The sequence below is a fragment of the Micromonospora sp. NPDC005215 genome (assembly GCF_040607915.1).
Lineage (GTDB): Bacteria > Actinomycetota > Actinomycetes > Mycobacteriales > Micromonosporaceae > Micromonospora.
On record NZ_JBEXHQ010000020.1, the window covers coordinates 98,984 to 116,437 of the forward strand.

A 17,454-nucleotide genomic window follows, 5' to 3' on the forward strand; every position below is an offset into this window, starting at 1 on the left:
TCAGTCGGCGCGCCGACCCAGAGCGTCGAGCTCCCGCAGCCCCGGGGTCCGTTGGATCACCGCGGTGAAGCTGACCTTCTCGCTGGTGGCGGTGAGACCGGCGAGCAGCGCGAGCAGACCGGCCCGGCCGAGCGGGCCGGTACGGGCGGCGAGCGCGACGCCGAGCAGCGCCCCGAGCGCGTTCGCGCCGCTGTCGCCGAGCATCACGTCCTCGGCCAGGTCGTCGTGGAGCAGGCCGGCGGCGGCGCCGGCCGCGCCGGCGGCGATCCCGCCGTGCGGGCCGCCGGACAGCGGCGCGGCGAGCAGCAGCCCGGACTTGAGGGCGCGGCCCGGCCGCAGGTCGAGCAGGTTGAGCAGGTTGGCCGTGCCGGCGATCACGCCGGCGCCGAGCAGCACGTCGACGCTCCGGACGAACGCGCCGTGGCGCTGCCGGCGGGGGTGCGCGGCGACGCGGGGGTCGGCGGCGAGCAGCGCGGCGGCGCCCAGCCCGGCGGCACCCACTCCGACGATCTTGACCAGGCCCGCGGTGACCCGTCCCGCGCGCAGCGCGGCGAGGTGACCGGCGAAGCCCTTGGCCGCCTTCTGCTCCGGCCGCGCGCCTACCACGTCGTCGTACAGGCCGACGCCACCGGCGCCGAGGCCGGCGACCAGGGCGGCCGCACCGGAGGCGCCGCTGGTGGCACCGAACGCGCCGACGGCGGTCGCCCCGGCGGCGAGCGCCGGGCCGGCGGCCAGGGTCACCGTGCGGCCCCGGAAGTTGGTGCGCTCCAGTGCGGGTCCGGCCGGGGAGGTGCGCACCTCGCGCAGCGCGTACCGGGCCGCCGCGGCACCGGCACCGGCGATCAGCAGGCGCCCCAGCGCGCTCACGCCGCCGCCCTGCGGGGCCTCAGGCTCGCACGGGCGTCGGTTACGGACACGGGGGTACGTCGTTCGCTCACTGGGGCATTGTAGGCAACAGGCCGGAGGCGGCGTTGTCGCCGACGCCGTACTGGCCGGCCTTCTTCTCGGTGAGCTGCTGCACCAGGGCGAGGGTGGTGACCAGTTGGCCCTGCACCGTGTTGGCGTTGTCGACCGTGGAGATGGTCTGCGACAGCACCGGGTCGCCGCGCACCACGGACACCAGGTTGCCACCGGCGGAGCCGTTGCCGGCCACCACGATCGCTCCGGTCCGGTCGAACTGCTCGGCGATCTTGACGACCGACTCGTCGCGCTTGTCGGAGTCCTTGTCGACGTACGGCTGGCCGCTGACCACGACGACCGCCTCCGCCGAGCCGGTGACCTTGTTGTTGTCGGTGGTCAGGTAGCCGGCGTTGTTGTACGCGGCGAGCACCGCCCGCCGGTCGGCGTCGCTGACCGGCGCGACGCCCTGGGCCCGGTCCAGCAGGACGCTGGCCAGCAGCGCGCTGGAGGTCTCGACACCGTGCCCGTTGCCCGGCAGGCCGGTGGTCTGCGCCGTCGGGCGGGCCGCGGTGACGGCCAACTCCAGCAGGTTGGAGTTGTTGTCGGGGTTGACGAGCTTGTCCTGGAGGTCGACCCGGCCGGTGACGGTGGCGCCGGCGAGCTGAAGCTTCTTGAGCACGCCCTCGGTGTGGTCGCGCCCGTTGGGCAGGGTGACCACCAGCACGCGACGCCCGGTCAGTGCGCCCGGGAGGACGACCTGGGACATCTTCTCGGCGAACTCCTCCTCCAACCCGAGCTGCTTCTCCATGTTGTTGACCTGCTGGCGCCAGTACTGGTTGTCCTTGCGCAGCCCGGTGACCTGCCCCTCGAGCGAGTCGGCGACCGGGCCGTTGAGGGCGGCCGTGCCGACCACCAGGCCGATCGCCAGAGCCAGGAACACCGCGGTGAGGGACACCACGTGGTAGCGGAAGTTGATCACGCTTGCAGCCTCTTGATCGGTCGGGAACTAGAAGAGCCGGTACAGCTGGAACACGAAATTGTCCCACCACTCGGCGACCACGCCCAGGTACGCCTTCCCGACTGTCGAGACAGCCACCGCGGACGCCATCGCCGCGATCGCCGACAGCACCAGCAACAGCAACGAGGACCCGGAGATGCTCTGCCGGTAGAGCCGGCTCACACCCTTGGCGTCGACCAGCTTGCCACCGACCTTCAGCCGGGTCAGGAACGTCGAGGCCATCCCGCCGCGGCCCTTGTCGAGAAACTCGACAAGCGTGGCGTGGGTGCCGACCGCGACCAGCAGCGAGGCGCCCTTCTCGTCGGCGAGCAGCATGGCCAGGTCCTCGCTGGTCGCGGCGGCCGGGAAGGTGATCGCCGGGACGCCGAGACCGTTGACCCGGGGCAGACCGGGCGCCCGCCCGTCCGGGTACGCGTGCACGATCACCTCGGCGCCGCAGCGCAGCACGTCGTCGGTGACCGAATCCATGTCCCCGATGATCACGTCCGGGGTGTAGCCGGCCTCGACCAGGGCGTCCGCGCCGCCGTCGACGCCGATGAGCACCGGCTTGAACTCCCGGATGTACGGGCGCAGCACGTCCAGGTCAGCCTTGTAGTCGTAGCCGCGCACCACGATCAGGCAGTGCCGCCCCTGCATCTGGGTCTCGATGTCCGGCACGCCCACACCGTCGAGCAGCAGGTCGCGCTCCTGGCGCAGGTAGTCCATCGTGTTGGCGGCGAACGCCTCCAACTGCACCGACAGACCCTCCCGGGCGTCGGCCATCGCCTTCGCGACCGACTCGGCGTCCTGGAGGCTGCCGTGGGCCACCGGCTCGTTCCCGGCGAAGACAGTGTTGCCCTCGATGCGCACCTGATCGCCCTCGCGGATCTGCTCGAAGACGCCCTCCCCGAGGTCGTCGAGGAGCGGGATGCCGGCGGCGATCAGCACCTCCGGGCCGAGGTTCGGGTAACGGCCGGAGACCGAGGGCTTCGCGTTGAGCACCGCGCCGACCCCGACCGCGACAAGCGAATCGGCCGCCACCCGATCCAGGTCGACGTGGTCGATGACCGCGATGTCACCAGGGCGCAGCCGACCGACCAGGCGTTTCGTCCGGCGATCAAGGCGCGCGGTGCCGAGGACTCTGCCCGGGTCGGAGTTCCGGTTCCGGCGCAACGTGGGTAGACGCATCGTGACCATCCTGGCATGTGAGGCAGGCTTTTCTGTCGCGACATGCCTGAGCAGGGCCGCCTACCCAGGGAAGCACACGACGACACAAGCGGGTGTGCTTGCGCTCACAATACGCGGCGTCACAGCCGCCTTTCCTTGGCGGCCACGGCCAACAACTCCTCGGCGTGAGCGATACCCAGATCCGAATCGGGCAAACCCGCCAGCATCCGGGCCAACTCCCGGGCCCGCTCGGTGTCCTCCACGACCCGCACCCCGCTGGTCGTCACCGCGCCGCCGGTGTCCTTCGCCACCACCAGGTGCCGGTCGGCGAACGCGGCCACCTGCGGCAGGTGCGTGACGACGAGCACCTGATGGCTGCGGGCCAGCCGGGCCAGCCGCCGGCCGATCTCCACCGCCGCCTGACCGCCGACCCCCGCGTCGACCTCGTCGAAGACCAACGTGGGCGGGCCACCCGAGCCGGCGAAGACCACCTCGATGGCGAGCATCACCCTGGACAACTCACCGCCGGAGGCACCCCGCTGCAACGGCAACGACGGCGCGCCCGGGTGAGCCAGCAACCGCAACTCCACCTCGTCACCACCGTCCGCGGTGACACCCACCTCGACGCCGTTTACCGACAGCGTCGGCTCGGCGCGACCAGCCGGGCGGGGCAGCACCGCCACCTCGATCCGCGCGTGCGGCATGGCCAACCCGGCCAGCTCGACGGTGACCTGGTCGGCGAACCGGATCGCCGCCTCCTGCCGGGACGCGGACACCCGCCCGGCCAGGTCGGCCACCTCCCCGGCGAGCCGCTGGCCGTCCCGCTCCAACTCGTCGAGCAGATCATCGGAGGTGTCCAGGTCGGACAGTCGGGTGCGCGCCCGATCGGCCCAGGCGATCACCCCGTCGACGTCGTCGGCGTACTTGCGGGTCAGCGCCCGCAGCGCCGCCCGCCGCTCGTAGACGTGCTGCAACCGGGCCGGGTCCGCGTCGAGCGTCGCCAGGTACGCCGACAGCTCCGCCGACACGTCGGTGACCAGCGTGGCCGCCTCCTCCAGGCGGGCCGCCAGCTCACCCAGCGCCGGGTCGGTGCCGGACTGCGCCTCCAACGTCCGTCGGGCGGTGCCGAGCAGCACCGTCGCGTCGGGTGCCTCGTCGGCGGCCTCCGCACCGCCCGCCACGCACTGCTGGGCGATCTGCGCGGCGGTCCGCAGCCCCTCGGCGTGCTCCAGCCGCTGCGCCTCGGTCTTCAGCTCGTCATCCTCACCCGGTTGCGGGTCGACCCGGGTGATCTCGTCGAGGCCGAGCCGCAACAGGTCGGCCTCCTGGTTGCGTTCGCGGGCGTTGCGCCGCCGGTCGGCCAGGTCGTCGACCACCCGCCGCCACCCGGTGTACGCCTCGCGCAGCGCGTCGAGCAGCTTCTCGTGCGCGGGACCGGCGAAGCGGTCCAGCGCGGCGCGTTGCTCGGCCGGGCGCAGCAGCCGCAGCTGGTCGGACTGGCCGTGCACGGCCACGGCCTGCTCGCCGACCTCACCGAGCATCGACACCGGCATGCTCCGGCCGCCGACGTGGGCGCGGGAGCGCCCCTCCACCGTCACCGTGCGGCTCAGCAGCACCGAGCCGTCCTCGTCGGGCTCGCCACCGGCCTCGGTGATCCGCGCGTGCACGGCGTCGGCGACCCGCCCGTTCAGGCGCAACCGCCCCTCGACCACCGCCCGGCCGGGTTGGGCGCGGACCCGCCCGGCGTCGGCCCGACCTCCGAAGAGCAGGCCGAGGCCGGTCACCACCATCGTCTTGCCCGCACCGGTCTCGCCGGTGATGACGTTCATCCCGCCGGTCAACGGCAGCGTGGTGTCGTCGATGACGCCCAGTCCGGTGATGCGCAGCTCTTCCAGCACAGCCACCGACAGTAGACGCGAGGCCCGACAGTTGACCAGCCGACGGGCCCGGGTACGGCCGACACCCGGCCGCCGTACAGTTCTGCCCCGTGCTGGATGTGATCGGCCTGACCACGGCTGAGGAGGAGCTTTACCGCTGCCTGCTCCAGCTCACCACGGCCCGCATCGACGAGTTGGTCCGCCGGCTGAACCGACCCCGCGACCAGGTCGCCGCCCAGGTCGAGGCGCTGCGTGCCAAGGGCCTGGTGCAGCCCACCGACAACGACCCGGACGCGCCGCTGCGCCCGACCGCCCCGGACGTCGCCCTCGGCGGGACGCTCCTGCGCCGCCAGGAGGACCTGGAGGCGGCCCGCCGGCGGGTCACCCAACTGGCCGAGGAGTACCGGTCCGGGCTGCGACGGCACCACGTCGACCACCTCGTCGAGGTGATCGCCGGCGCCCGGGTGCTCCGGGACCGTCTGCGCGATCTGCAGAATGCGGCACGCACCGAGGTGCTCTGGTTCTGCCGCGCCAATCCCCTGGCCATGGCCGGGCCGGAGAACGTCGAGGAGTTCGACGCGCTGGCCCGTGGGGTCAGCTACCGGGCCATCTACGAGCGTGACCTGCTGCTGGAACCGGGCGCGTTGGCCGACCTGGCCAAGGGCGTCGCCGCCGGGGAGCAGGCCCGGGTCCTGGACCGGCTGCCGGTCCGACTGGCCATCGTGGACGCCCGCATCGCCATCTGCCCGCTGGTGCCGGATCGGGACGGCGGTGAACCGAGCGCCGCCGTGATCGGCCGCAGTCAACTGCTCGACGCGCTGCTCGCCCTCTTCGAGAGCCACTGGCGGGTGGCCACCCGGTTGCGGCTCGACGATCCCCTCGCCGTCCCGACAACCGACGGCCGGCGCCCGGCTCCGACGGATCAACAAGGCGACGGTTACCAGCCCGACGCCGACGAGGCGCGGCTGCTGTCGCTGTTCGTGGCCGGCGTACCGGACAAGTCCATCGCCTCTCAGCTCGGGGTGAGCCGGCGGACCGTGCAGCGGCGGATCGCCGACCTGATGGCCGCCGCCGGTGTGGACACCCGGCCCGGGCTGGCGTTCCAGGTCGCCCGACGCGGCTGGCTCTGACGCGGCAGGGTCCGCCGTCGACCGACGGCGGACCCCACCCGGGCGGGCGGAACGACTCAGCCGCCCCGCCCTTCCCAGGTCAGCGCAGCCCGTACGCCTGGAGCACCGTCTGCTCGACGGTGTTCCCGGCCCGGTCGGCGGCGCGCACCCGCAGCGACACCGTTCCGCGCCCGGCCGGCACGGTCGCGGTGTACCGGGTACCCGACCCCTTGGTCGTCGCGTTGCGCCAGGTGACGCCCCCGTCGAAGGAGACCTGCACGCGGACGCTGGTGCCGGTCGGCGCGGGCACCCCGGCGGGCTGACGCAGGGTTAGCCCCAGCTGGTGCGGCCGGTCGCCGCGTACCGTGCCGAGCAGGTCGGCCGGCACCCGGTAGTCCACCTGCAACAGCGACAACGGCGCGGCGGCGTCGCCCGTCGGGCGAGCCGAGGTGAACTCCCAGGCGGTGTCGGTCCGGGTGGCGTAGCGCCACTCAGCCGAGGACCGCTTCGTGGTCAGGTCCAGCCGGTAGCGGGCCCGCCCCGCGGTGGTGGGCACCGGCGCCCATCCGCCGGACAGATCGGCGAGCTGCTGCCCGTCCCGGCTGACCCGGGCCTCGACCGTGTCCGACTCCTCACTGTTTCCGGCCAGGCTGTAGTGCCCCTCGGCATCGACGAACTCCGGCACCCGCAGGTTGAGCGTGTCCCCGGTACGCGTGGGCACCGGCACCGTGCCTCCAGCCGGCACTGCCGGTCGGATCACCGGGGCGTGCCAGGTCTCGCTCACCCGGTCGGCACCGGAGTACCGCCGGGGCTGCTCGGCCAGGCCACCGGTCAACCGCCCGTCGCTCATGAACGTGATCTTGTGCATGACCTGGTGCTGCCACCAGGAGTCACCGGCGCTGACGAACTCCTGCCGGGTGGTGCCGGCACGCACCAGCCGCTGGTTGTCGTTCCAGGAGGTCTCCTGCCACGGACGCCAACCGAACCGCTGCTCGCTGGCCCAGTCGCCACCGACGCCCCCGTAACGGGCGGTCACCTCGGCGGTGTTCTGCGCGGTGACCCGGTACGTGATCCGCTCCGGGACCCGCCCCTTCGAGACCTGCCACACGTCGTACAGGTAGGGGCTCTCCACGGTCAGCGTCAGGTCCAGCGTGGCACGGCCCTTCCGGGCCGCCGCTATCACCTTCTGCCCGTCGTCGTACGCCATCGCCAGCGCCGGGATGGGCAGCCGGTCGCCCAACGGGGTCCAGGACGTCCACGCGCTCTGGTCGGCCGGCCGGACGATGAGCGCCACCTTCGCACCGGCGGCGGCGGCCGCGGCGATCTGGTCCTCCTCCGAGGCGTCCGGGCTGGTGGTGAGCAGCGCCGCGGCGCCACGGACCCGGGCCAGCTCGGCGGCGGTGCCGGTGCCCGCCCAGACCAGCGGCAGCTTGCGCCGGTCGGTCGGCGCGGGCGAGTAACCCATCAGGTTGATGTCCAGCGGACCGGACACGCCGCTGATCGTCGCGTCCACCATCGGCGCGACAAGTTGCCAGCGCGACGAGAACTCGAATTCGCCAGTGCCCACCGGGCGGGTCGGGGTGACGTTGACCTGTTGGACGGTGCTGAACGTCATCACCCCGTGGTCGACCTGCCGGCCGTTGCCGAAGACCCGGTGCTCGTAGAAGCTGATCGTCGACCGCTGCTCGGCGGGCTTCGGCGTCTCGATCCGCACCGGGGTGCCCTTGCGCGGATCGAGCACCACTGTGAGGTCCCGGTCGACAAGCAGCTCCGGGTCGGTGACCAGGGTGACCTGCTCGTCCAGCGGGGCACCGTGCTCGATCAGCGCCTCGACCAGGTACGGGCCCTCCTCGACCTGGATGTGCACCTCGCCGCCGACCCAGCCGAGCCAGTCGGATTCGGGCTGCTCGCCGAAGAGGGTGAGCACCGACGCGAGACCCGGCTGGCCCCGCATGTCCAACGCCCGCACGGTCACGGTGTGCAGCGGGCCGCTGAGGGTGAGCGCGACAGCGGTGCGCACCGCGACGCCGTCCGCGCCGGTGGCCACCAGCCAACCGCTGTGCAGACCCCGGTCCAGCTTCGCCGGGTCGGCGCGCAGCGGCACGGCGACGCTGCCGCCGGCCGGCACTGTCACCTCGGTGCCGTCGAGGGCGACCCCGTCGGTCTCGGCCGCGCGGGTGTCCAGGTTGCGCAGCTCCAGGGCCAACCGCAGGGTCTGCGACGCCGTGGTGCCGTTGGTGTACGTCACGGCCCGCTCGACCGTCGCACCACCGGTGCTGAGCCGACCGAAGTCGGCGGTGCCCGACGCGTACACCCGCTGGCCGAGCGCCCGGGCCACGTCGACCCGTCCGGCGCCCTGCTCGAAGACGGTGAGCGCCGGGTTCGCCTTCGTGGTGCTGACCAGCGCGTCCTTGAGTTTCGCGGCGGGCCAGTCCGGGTGTTCCTGGGCGAGGATCGCCGCCGCTCCGGCCACGTGCGGAGTGGCCATCGAGGTGCCGGACGCGGTCGTGTACGCGTCGCCCACCGGCGTACCCATTGTCGTGCCGGCGGCCCGCGCGGCGACGATGCCGACGCCCGGCGCGGTGATCTCGGGCTTGAGGCCGTTGTCACCGAGGCGCGGACCACGGCTGGAGAACTCCGCCAGGTTGTCGTCGCGATCCACCGCGCCGACGGTGAGCGCCGCGGCGGCCGCGCCGGGGGCCCCGACGGTACGCGCCGCGCCCTCGTTGCCGGCGGCGACCACGAACAGCGCGCCGGTCTCGGCGGTCAGGTCGTTGACGGCCTGGCTCATCGGGTCGGTGCCGTCGGTCGCGGAGCCGCCGAGGCTCATGCTGACCACCTTCGCGCCGGAGTGGGCGGCCCACTCCATGCCCGCGATGATGGACGAATCGTAGCCGGAGCCGCCGTCGTCGAGGACCTTGCCGATCAGCAGCTGCGCTCCCGGGGCGACCCCCTTGCGCAGCCCGCTGGACGCCGCGCCGCTGCCGGCGATGGTGGAGGCCACGTGGGTGCCGTGGCCGTGCCCGTCGCGGGCGCTGCCGCTCGCGGAGAAGTCGCGCGCCTCGGCGATCCGACCGGCCAGGTCGGGGTGGGTGGTGTCGACGCCGGTGTCGAGCACCGCCACCTTCACGCCGGTGCCGTCGCGGCCGGCCGCCCAGGCGGTCGGGGCGCCGATCTGCGGCACGCTGTGCTCCAGCGTCGGGTGGACCTTCCCGTCCAGCCAGATCCGGGCGATGCCACCGCCCAGCCGGGGCGCGGCGGTCGTGGTCCGGGTGGTCGGCGGGCCGGCGAGCGTGCTCCACAGGCCGCCGAGGTCACCCTTGCCGATCCGCAGGGCCGCGCCGTTGATGCTCTCCAGGGGGCGGGCGTCGGTGGCGTCGGCGAGCGGCCGGACCCGTCCGGCGGCCGGCTCCTGGTAGCGCACGATCAGCGGCAGGTTGCCCCGTGCGGCGTCGCCGTAGCCGGCGGCGGCCAACTCCTGCACGTCGAACAGGTCGGGATCGAGCACCCCCGCGGACAGGTACGGCATGACGTCGCTGGGCAGCACCCGCAGCCCGCCGTCGACCTGCACCGTCTGGAAGGTGATCCGGTTCCGGCCGGGGCCGGGGCGGACGCTGGCGGTGACCCGGCCGGGTGCCGCCTGCAGCAGGTCGACCTGGTCGCCGGTGATCAGGGTGAGACGAACGGGCGCGGCGCCCGAGGTGGGCGTGTCCGAGTTCGGGCCGGTGGGCCGGACGGGCGGGTCGGCGGACGCCGGTGCGGCGAGGCCGACCACCAACGCGCCGACCGCGCCGACGGCGAGCCAGCGTGGGGACCAGTGCATGCGATGTGCTCCTCTACTCCTCCAGGCCCGCCATCCGTGGATGAGGGCCGATCGGAGTCTGCGACGGAGCCTGTCACCAGGTCACTAGTCGCCAGCCGCCGCAGCGGCGACATGTCGTCAGGTGGACAACTGCCGTCCACCGACGGTGTACGCCGCGGTCACCGGCGGCTGCCGCGCCACCCGTGCACGGGAAGGCCGAACTTGGCGACCAGCCGGTCGGTGAACGGACGGGCCCGCAGCCGCACGATGCGCACCGGCAGGGCACCCCGACGCACCGTCACCCGGGCACCGGGTGGGAGGTCGTAGACGCGCCGCCCGTCGCAGGACAACACGGCGAGGGTGGTGAACGGGTCGACGGTGATCACGAAGGTGGACGTCGGGGCGGTGACCAACGGGCGGCTGAACAACGCGTGTGCGCTGATCGGCACCAGGAGCAGGGCCTCCACCTCCGGCCAGACCACCGGGCCGCCACCGGAGAACGCGTACGCGGTGGAGCCGGTGGGGGTGGCGCAGACGACACCGTCGCAGCCGTAGCGCGACAGGGGCCGCCCGTCCACGTCGACGAGCAGTTCGAGCATCTGCGCCCGCTCGCCCTTCTCGACGCTGATCTCGTTGAGCGCCCAGGACTCGATGGTCGGCCCACCGTCGAACTCGGCGGTCACGTCCAGGGTGAGCCGCTCGTGGACGGTGTAGTTGCGGTCGACGACGTCCCGGACCGCGCTGTCGAGGTCGTCGATCTCGGCTTCGGCCAGGAAACCCACCTTGCCGAGGTTGATGCCGAGCAGCGGCGCCTTCGCCGGCCGGGACAGTTCGGCGGCGCGCAGGAAGGTGCCGTCCCCACCGAGCGCGAAGACGATCTCGGCGCCCTCGGCGGCCTGCGGACCGGCGACCGGCACCACGCCGGGCAGGTCGAGGTCGTCGGCTTCGTCGGCGACCACCCGTACCTCGAAACCCGCGGCGATCAGGTCGGCGGCGACCGACCGGGCGTGCTCGGTGCTGCGTCGTCGGCCGGTGTGGGTCACCAGCAGCGCGGTCCGGCTCATCGGGCCGCCCGCCCGTCCGCGACAGGGCGGCGTCGCGCCACAGTCGCCCCGCTACCACCGCGTGTCGTCGCGGTGCCCTCGCTGCGCGCGTTCACCCTGCGATCTCCTCCGCCGCCACGTCCGGCACGTCGCCGGCCGTCGGGCCGTCCGGCCCGGCCGCCACCACCGCCCGCACCCGCTGCGGGTCGGCCGGTGGTGCGCCCCGGCGCAACCATACGAAGAACTCCACGTTGCCGCTCGGCCCGGGTAGCGGGCTGGCGGCCACGTCGGCCAGCCCGAGGCCGAGCCGCGCGGCGGCCGCCGCCACGTCCAGCACCGCTTCGGCGCGCAGCTCCGGATCGCGGACCACGCCACCGGCGCCGACCCGGTCCTTGCCGACCTCGAACTGCGGCTTCACCATCAACGCCAGGTCACCCTCGTCCCGGGTGCAGCCGGCCAACGCCGGCAGCACCAGCCGCAGCGAGATGAACGACAGGTCGGCCACCGTGAGGTCGACCGGCCCGCCGATCGCGTCCGGATCGAGGGTACGGACATTGGTGCGCTCCAGGACGCGGACCCGCTCATCCGTGCGCAGTGACCAGGCGAGCTGCCCGTAGCCGACGTCCACGGCCACCACCTCGGCGGCGTCGGCGCGCAGCAGCACGTCCGTGAAGCCACCGGTCGACGCGCCGGCGTCCAGGCAGCGCCGGCCGGCGACGCGCAGCCCACCGGCCCCGAACGCGGCCAGCGCGCCCGCGAGCTTGTGCCCGCCTCGGGAGACGTACTCCTCGATCGGGTCCTCGCCGGTCACCAGCAGCGGATCGGCGGGGTCGACCATCGCGGCGGCCTTGTGCGCGACGACCCCACGCAGCTGGACACGGCCGGCCTCGACCAACGCGGCGGCCTGCTCCCGGGAGCGGGCCAGACTGCGGCGGACGAGTTCGGCGTCCAGCCGGTTGCGACGTGCCATGGGTGGTTCTCCGGTCTGCTCAGGCCTGGTCGTCCCGCTCAGGTCTGGTCGATGCTGGCGAGGGTTTCGCGCAACGTCTCGTAGGCCGCCTCGTACTGTGCGATCTGATCGGCCGGGGCCAGCGTCGCCGCGTTGGCCATGGCCTGCACCGCGGCGTCCACCGCCGGATGCCGCGCCGCGTCGTCTCCGACGTCGGGCAGCGGCCCGGGACGGGCGACGACCGGCGGGCCGGGGCGGGCTGCTTCGCCAGCTGGTGAGCCGGGACGGACCGCTCCGCCAGCTGGTGAGCCGGGTCGGGCCGCTCCGCCAACTGGAGGGCCGGGCCGGGCTGGGAACGCCGCGTGGGGCGGAGGGCCGGGCCGGGCTGGGAACGACCCGCCGGCCGGTGGACCGGGCTGGCTCATTCGGCGTCGTCCGGAGGCTGCTTGCGGACCGCCTTCTTGGCCGGCATGTCCGCGGGAGTGGGGGCCTCGTCGACGGTGCTGATCGTCGTTGGCGGCCTCTTGGCGATGGCCTTCTTGGCGATGGCCTTCTTCGCCACGGCCTTCTTCGCGACTGCCTTCTTGGCCACCGGGGCACCCGCCGAGGAGTCGGAGGGCACGAGACCGGTGCCGGGCTGCGCGGCCAGCGTGGGGCCGGCTTGCGCCGTGGCGCCGGCGGTGGCGGCCTCGGTGACGGTCGGCGCGGCGGCGGCGGTCGGCGCGGCGGCGGCGGTCGGCGCGGCGGCCGGTGGGTTTATCTGCTCCACGCCGCGCGCCTCGCGTAGCTGCCGTTCCAGGTCGTGCACCCGTCGGGTCAGCTCGGCCACCTCGTCGGCGGTGGCCAGCCCGACCGCGCCGAGGGCCCGGTCGACCTCGAAACGGACCAGCTTGGTCAGCGCCTCCCGGTTGGCGGCGCCGGTGGTGACCAGTTCCTCGCCGAGGGCCTGGAGCTGGGCCGCGGTAGCGCCGCCGGAGCCGACGAGACGACGTGCCACGTCCTGGGCCTTCTTCCGGGGCGCCTCCGCAAGGCCCATGGCCAGCTCGAGGTAGGCGCGCCACGCGTCCTGCATGCCTGAGTCCTTCCACGGGGCGGCGGGGTGTGCAGGTGTCACGCTACCGGGCACCCCTGACTGTGCCGTGCGGTACGGTGCCGAGGACGGCGTGGCGATCAACGAGGGGGAGATGTGGCCAGCGTGGACGAGTGCCGGCAGGCTTTGCACGACCTGGCCGCCCGGCTGGATCGTAACGCCGAGACGGTGCGCGAACGGATCGATCTGGACCGGACACTGGCCTGCCGGATCACCGATCTGGACACCGCCTTCCACGGCCGGATCACGGGCGGTCGACTTGTCGAGTTGACCGACGGCGACGACCCCAAGGCCAAGATCGCGCTGAGCACGTCCAGCGATGACCTGCTCGCCCTGGTCCGCGGCGACCTGGACATCACCAGCGCGGTGACCTCCCGCCGGGTGTCGATCAAGGCCAACCCGTTCGATCTGCTGAAGCTGCGCAAACTGCTCTAACGAATCCGCTCACCTGACCCAGGTCAGGCAGCGGCGGTCAGACCGAAGCTCTCCACCGCGTGCGTCGCGTCCGGGCCGATCGGGCGGATCTTTGGCAGCGCCGGCTCCGGCGCCGACCAGGCCACCGCGCAGAGCGCCGCCAGCGCGTCCAGTTGCCGCCCCGAGCCGGCCAGCTCCAGGGTGCCGTCGCGGTCGGTCACGGACCAGCCGCCGGCGTCCGCCGAACCCGGGACCCGCACGGCGGCAGCCGGGTCGAAGAGCCCCGCCAGGTCCCTCGCCACGTACGTGGGACGCCGCTGCGGAGCAGCGGCCAGCAGATCCGGTACGCCGTTGACGCCGGTGAGCACGAGCAGGCTGTCCAGCCCGGCACGGCGGGCACCCTCGATGTCGGTGTCCAACCGGTCACCCACCACCAGGCTCCGGCCACCTCCCGCGCGCCGAGCGGCGGTCTCGAACAGCGCTGACTCCGGCTTGCCGACCACCACGTCCGGGTCCCGCTCCAGCGCCGTCCGCAGCACCGCGACCAGCGACCCGTTGCCCGGCAACGGTCCTCGCCCACTGGGCAACGTCCGGTCGGTGTTGGTGGCGATCCAGAGCGCACCAGAGCGCACCGCGATCGACGCTTCGGCCAGTTCGGCCCAGCCGACCTGCGGGCCGTACCCCTGCACCACCGCGGCCGGATTCTCGTCGGCCTTGCTGACCGGGGTCAGGCCGACCGCGCGCAGCTCCGCACGCAAGGCCTCCGCCCCGACCACCAGCACCGGCGCGCCGGCGGGCAGCCGATCCCGCAACAGCTCGGCCGACGCTGCCGCGGAGGTGAGCACCTCCTCCGGCCGGGCCGGCACACCCATCCCCGTCAGCAGGTCGGCGACCTCGCTGGACCGGCGGGACGCGTTGTTGGTGGCGTACGCCACCGCCCGTCCCTCATCGTGCAGGCGGGCCACCGCCTCGACGGCACCGGGGATCGGCCGGTCGATCAGGTAGATCACCCCGTCCAGGTCGAAAACGACAAGGGTGTACCCGTCGACCAGCCGCTCCCCCGCGCCCGCGTTCACCGCTGCGTCGGCTCCGACTCGTCGCCCCGGGCCGGGGCGGTTTCGTCGGCGTTCACCGTGTCGCCGGACGTCGCACCGCCGTCGACAGCGGTGTCCGCGTCGGCGTTGGCGGCCTCGTCCGGGTGACGGTCCTCGTCCTCGACCTCGTCCTCGTCGACGGAGTTCTCGTCGTCAGGACTGCCGACAGCACCGTCCTGCTCGTCGTCGTCGAAGTCCTCGTCCTCGTCGTCGTCGTCGTCCTCGTCGTCGTCCTCGTCGAAGTCCTCTTCGTCGTCGTCGCGGTCGTCGTCGTCGCGGTCGTCGTCTTCGTCGTCGCGGTCGTCGTCGTTCTCGCCGGTCAGGTCGGCGTCCGGTTGGGCCGGAACCGCTCCGGGAGCGCCCGGGCCTGCGGCGATCTCCTCGGCGGCCTCGTCCTCGTCGTCGCCCTCGATGACGACGCCGTCGAGTTCCAGCAGCCGCTCGGCGGCGTCCGTCTCGCCCTCGGTGTCCACGTCAGCGGCCCGGGAGAACCACTCGCGGGCTTCCTCACGTCGGCCCACGGCGAGCAGCGCGTCGGCGTAGGCGTACCGCAGCCGAGCCGTCCACGGCACCGTGGCCTCGCTGGTGAGGTCCGGGACCTGGAGCATCGCGACGGCGGCGTCCTTCTGTCCGAGGTCACCCCGGGCACCCGCGGCGACGATGAGCAGCTCGATCGCGACGGCCTGGTCCAACTTCTCCCGGTCAGCGCCGCGGAACAGGTCGATGGCCCGCTCCGGCCGGCCGAGCGCCCGTTCGCAGTCCGCGAGCACGGCCAGGTGACTCTGCAGACCACTCATCCGGTGGTACGTGCGCAGCTCGGCGATCGCCGACTGCCACTCCCCCGCGTGGTACGCGGCCAGGCCGACCGCCTCACGGACAGCGGAGATGCGCGACGCGAGCCGCCGGGCGGCCAGCGCGTGCGCCAACGCCTCGGCCGGGTCCTCGTCGATCAGCTGACCCGTCGCCACCAAGTGCCGGGCCACCGTCTCGGCCACCGGCTTGTTCAGCGAGAGCAGCTCAGCGCGAACGTCCTTGTCGAGGTCGGTCGCGACGATGTCGTCCGGCAGGGCCGGGGCAGAGCTACGCCCACCGTCGAACGAGTCGGAGCCGCCAGCACGGTCGTCGCGGCGGAACTCGCCCTCGCGACGAGGCCGATCCTCGGCCCGGGAAGCACCCGCCCGGTCGCCACCGCGGAAACCACCCTCACGGGGAGCACCGCGGAAACCGCCTTCGCGAGACGCGCCGCCTTCCCGACGGTCACCGCCGCGGAAGCCGCCCTCACGATCGCCACCCCGGAAGCCGCCCTCACGACGGTCGCCGCCGCGGAAGCCGCCCTCACGAGGCGCGCCGCCGTCACGCGGCCCGCTCGGCCGGGAACCGGCCCGGTCACCGCCCCGGAAGCCACCCTCACGCGGGGCGCTGGAACGGGCGCCGTCCCGGAAGCCACCCTCACGCGGGGCGCTAGAACGGGCGCCGTCCCGGTCGCCGCCCCGGAAGCCGCCTTCACGACGGTCGCCGCCGCGGAAGCCACCCTCACGGTCACCGCCACGGAAGCCACCCTCACGCGGGCCGCCCGAGCGCGAACCATCGCGGTCGCCGCCACGGAAGCCACCCTCACGACGGTCACCGCCCCGGAAACCACCCTCACGGTCACCGCCACGGAAGCCGCCTTCACGAGGCGCGCCGCCGTCACGCGGCCCGCTCGGCCGGGAGCCGTCCCGGTCGCCACCACGGAAACCGCCTTCACGACGGTCACCACCCCGGAAACCACCCTCGCGGTCACCGCCACGGAAACCACCCTCACGCGGGCCGCTGGAACGGGAGCCGTCCCGGTCGCCGCCACGGAAACCGCCCTCACGGCGGTCACCACCGCGGAAACCGCCCTCGCGGTCACCGCCACGGAAACCACCCTCACGGGAGGGGCCGCCACCCTGATAGCCACCCTCACGGCGGTCGCCACCACGGAAACCGCCCTCGCGGTCACCGCCACGGAAGCCACCTTCACGACGGTCGCCGCCGCGGAAGCCACCCTCACGGGGGGCGCTGGAACGCGAACCGTCCCGGTCGCCACCACGGTAACCACCCTCACGCGGGGCGCTGGAACGCGAACCGTCCCGGTCACCACCACGGTAACCACCCTCACGCGGGGCGCTGGAACGCGAACCGTCCCGGTCACCACCACGGTAACCACCCTCACGCGGGGCGCTGGAACGCGAACCGTCCCGGTCACCACCACGGAAGCCACCCTCACGCGGGGCGCTGGAACGCGAACCGTCCCGGTCACCACCGCGGAAGCCACCCTCACGCGGGGCGCTGGAACGCGAACCGTCCCGGTCACCACCACGGAAGCCACCTTCACGACGGTCACCGCCGCGGAAGCCACCCTCACGGGGAGCGCTGGAACGCGAACTGTCCCGGTCGCCACCACGGTAACCACCCTCACGGGGGGCGCTGGAACGCGAACCGTCCCGGTCGCCGCCGCGGAAGCCACCCTCACGGGGGGCGCTGGAACGCGAACCGTCCCGGTCACCACCACGGTAACCACCCTCACGCGGAGCGCTGGAACGCGAACCGTCCCGGTCACCACCCCGGTAACCACCCTCACGCGGGGCGCTGGAACGCGAACCGTCCCGGTCACCACCCCGGTAACCACCCTCACGGGGAGCGCTGGAACGCGAGCTGTCCCGGTCGCCGCCACGGGAACCAGAGTCGCGGCCGCCGGCGTAGCCGCCTCGCGCGCCGCCACCGCTGTCGCGGTCTCCCCGGTACGGGGGCCGGTCTCGGTCATCGCGGCGCGGGCCGCGGTCGCGTCCGCCCGCACCGTCAGTACGGTCTTCGTAGCGACGGGGACGGTCTCCGCCCTGCGGTCCTGAACTCACAGGTACATCCTTCCTGATTGCGCCACCAATGGCGCTACGCAGTCGAGGGCCGACCCGGATGGGGCGGCCCTCGACTGGAAGATTGTCCGGCGGCGTCCTACTCTCCCACACCCTCACGAGTGCAGTACCATCG

At 73.5% G+C, this 17,454-nt stretch carries 13 protein-coding genes and 1 pseudogene; 3 read left to right on the forward strand and 11 right to left on the reverse strand.

The annotated features are described in order from the left end of the window. The 4 genes from ABZU25_RS17225 to recN form a co-directional block, all read right to left on the reverse strand. The gene (locus tag ABZU25_RS17225; protein ID WP_355030312.1) at window positions 1-867 is read right to left on the reverse strand and encodes a hypothetical protein; all 867 of its coding nucleotides are present in this window, start codon (window positions 865-867) and stop codon (window positions 1-3) included. Between the two features lie 67 nt (window positions 868-934). Next, entirely contained in the window at window positions 935-1,879 is a 945-nt protein-coding gene (locus ABZU25_RS17230) for a copper transporter (RefSeq protein WP_355030313.1), read from the reverse strand. A 27-nt stretch (window positions 1,880-1,906) separates the two neighbouring features. Next, a complete protein-coding gene (steA, locus tag ABZU25_RS17235; RefSeq protein ID WP_355030314.1) occupies window positions 1,907-3,085 on the reverse strand; it encodes a putative cytokinetic ring protein SteA in 1,179 nt (392 codons plus the stop codon). Between the two features lie 119 nt (window positions 3,086-3,204). Further along, on the reverse strand, window positions 3,205-4,962 hold the full coding sequence (gene recN, locus ABZU25_RS17240) for a DNA repair protein RecN (RefSeq protein WP_355030326.1): 1,758 nt from the start codon (window positions 4,960-4,962) through the stop codon (window positions 3,205-3,207). 89 nt (window positions 4,963-5,051) lie between these two features. On the opposite strand from recN, the gene ABZU25_RS17245 reads away from it, so the two are divergent. Further along, window positions 5,052-6,071 (forward strand): helix-turn-helix domain-containing protein, encoded by a 1,020-nt coding sequence (locus ABZU25_RS17245; protein ID WP_355030315.1) that lies wholly within the window; start codon window positions 5,052-5,054, stop codon window positions 6,069-6,071. A 79-nt stretch (window positions 6,072-6,150) separates the two neighbouring features. Here the strand turns inward: ABZU25_RS17245 and ABZU25_RS17250 are convergent, their stop codons facing one another. The 5 genes and pseudogenes from ABZU25_RS17250 to ABZU25_RS17270 all read right to left on the reverse strand — a co-directional run bounded on the left by ABZU25_RS17250 (window position 6,151) and on the right by ABZU25_RS17270 (window position 12,916). Beyond that, entirely contained in the window at window positions 6,151-9,873 is a 3,723-nt protein-coding gene (locus ABZU25_RS17250) for a S8 family serine peptidase (protein WP_355030316.1), read from the reverse strand. 158 nt (window positions 9,874-10,031) lie between these two features. Beyond that, window positions 10,032-10,916 carry an NAD kinase gene (locus tag ABZU25_RS17255; RefSeq protein ID WP_355030317.1) on the reverse strand — a complete coding sequence of 295 codons (885 nt, stop codon included), beginning with the start codon at window positions 10,914-10,916 and terminating at the stop codon, window positions 10,032-10,034. Window positions 10,917-11,007: 91 nt separating this feature from the next. Next, window positions 11,008-11,865 carry a TlyA family RNA methyltransferase gene (locus tag ABZU25_RS17260; protein ID WP_355030318.1) on the reverse strand — a complete coding sequence of 286 codons (858 nt, stop codon included), beginning with the start codon at window positions 11,863-11,865 and terminating at the stop codon, window positions 11,008-11,010. A 38-nt stretch (window positions 11,866-11,903) separates the two neighbouring features. Beyond that, window positions 11,904-12,122: pseudogene (locus ABZU25_RS17265) on the reverse strand (hypothetical protein); the annotation flags it as partial. 143 nt (window positions 12,123-12,265) lie between these two features. Continuing rightward, window positions 12,266-12,916 (reverse strand): hypothetical protein, encoded by a 651-nt coding sequence (locus ABZU25_RS17270; protein ID WP_355030319.1) that lies wholly within the window; start codon window positions 12,914-12,916, stop codon window positions 12,266-12,268. 114 nt (window positions 12,917-13,030) lie between these two features. Between ABZU25_RS17270 and ABZU25_RS17275 the strand changes: the two genes are divergently transcribed. Further along, window positions 13,031-13,369, forward strand: a complete 339-nt coding sequence (locus ABZU25_RS17275; protein WP_355030320.1) for an SCP2 sterol-binding domain-containing protein — start codon at window positions 13,031-13,033, stop codon at window positions 13,367-13,369. A gap of 23 nt (window positions 13,370-13,392) precedes the next feature. Here the strand turns inward: ABZU25_RS17275 and ABZU25_RS17280 are convergent, their stop codons facing one another. Both ABZU25_RS17280 and ABZU25_RS17285 read right to left on the reverse strand, forming a co-directional pair. Next, complete coding sequence (locus ABZU25_RS17280; RefSeq protein WP_355030321.1) at window positions 13,393-14,424, reverse strand: HAD-IIA family hydrolase; 1,032 nt, start codon at window positions 14,422-14,424, stop codon at window positions 13,393-13,395. After that, a complete protein-coding gene (locus ABZU25_RS17285; protein ID WP_355030327.1) occupies window positions 14,421-15,425 on the reverse strand; it encodes a hypothetical protein in 1,005 nt (334 codons plus the stop codon). Before ABZU25_RS17285 ends, ABZU25_RS17280 begins: the two co-directional genes overlap by 4 nt. Here ABZU25_RS17285 and ABZU25_RS17290 point away from each other — a divergent pair. Then, window positions 15,414-17,315 (forward strand): hypothetical protein, encoded by a 1,902-nt coding sequence (locus ABZU25_RS17290; RefSeq protein ID WP_355030322.1) that lies wholly within the window; start codon window positions 15,414-15,416, stop codon window positions 17,313-17,315. The genes ABZU25_RS17285 and ABZU25_RS17290 overlap by 12 nt on opposite strands. The last annotated feature ends 139 nt before the right edge of the window (window positions 17,316-17,454 follow it).

Coding starts and splice junctions, on each gene's coding strand:
- steA (WP_355030314.1), bottom strand. CDS start 3,085: ATGCGTCTACCCACGTTGCGCCGGAACCGGAACTCCGACCCGGGCAGA.
- ABZU25_RS17250 (WP_355030316.1), bottom strand. CDS start 9,873: ATGCACTGGTCCCCACGCTGGCTCGCCGTCGGCGCGGTCGGCGCGTTG.
- ABZU25_RS17255 (WP_355030317.1), bottom strand. CDS start 10,916: ATGAGCCGGACCGCGCTGCTGGTGACCCACACCGGCCGACGACGCAGC.
- ABZU25_RS17260 (WP_355030318.1), bottom strand. CDS start 11,865: ATGGCACGTCGCAACCGGCTGGACGCCGAACTCGTCCGCCGCAGTCTG.
- ABZU25_RS17270 (WP_355030319.1), bottom strand. CDS start 12,916: ATGCAGGACGCGTGGCGCGCCTACCTCGAGCTGGCCATGGGCCTTGCG.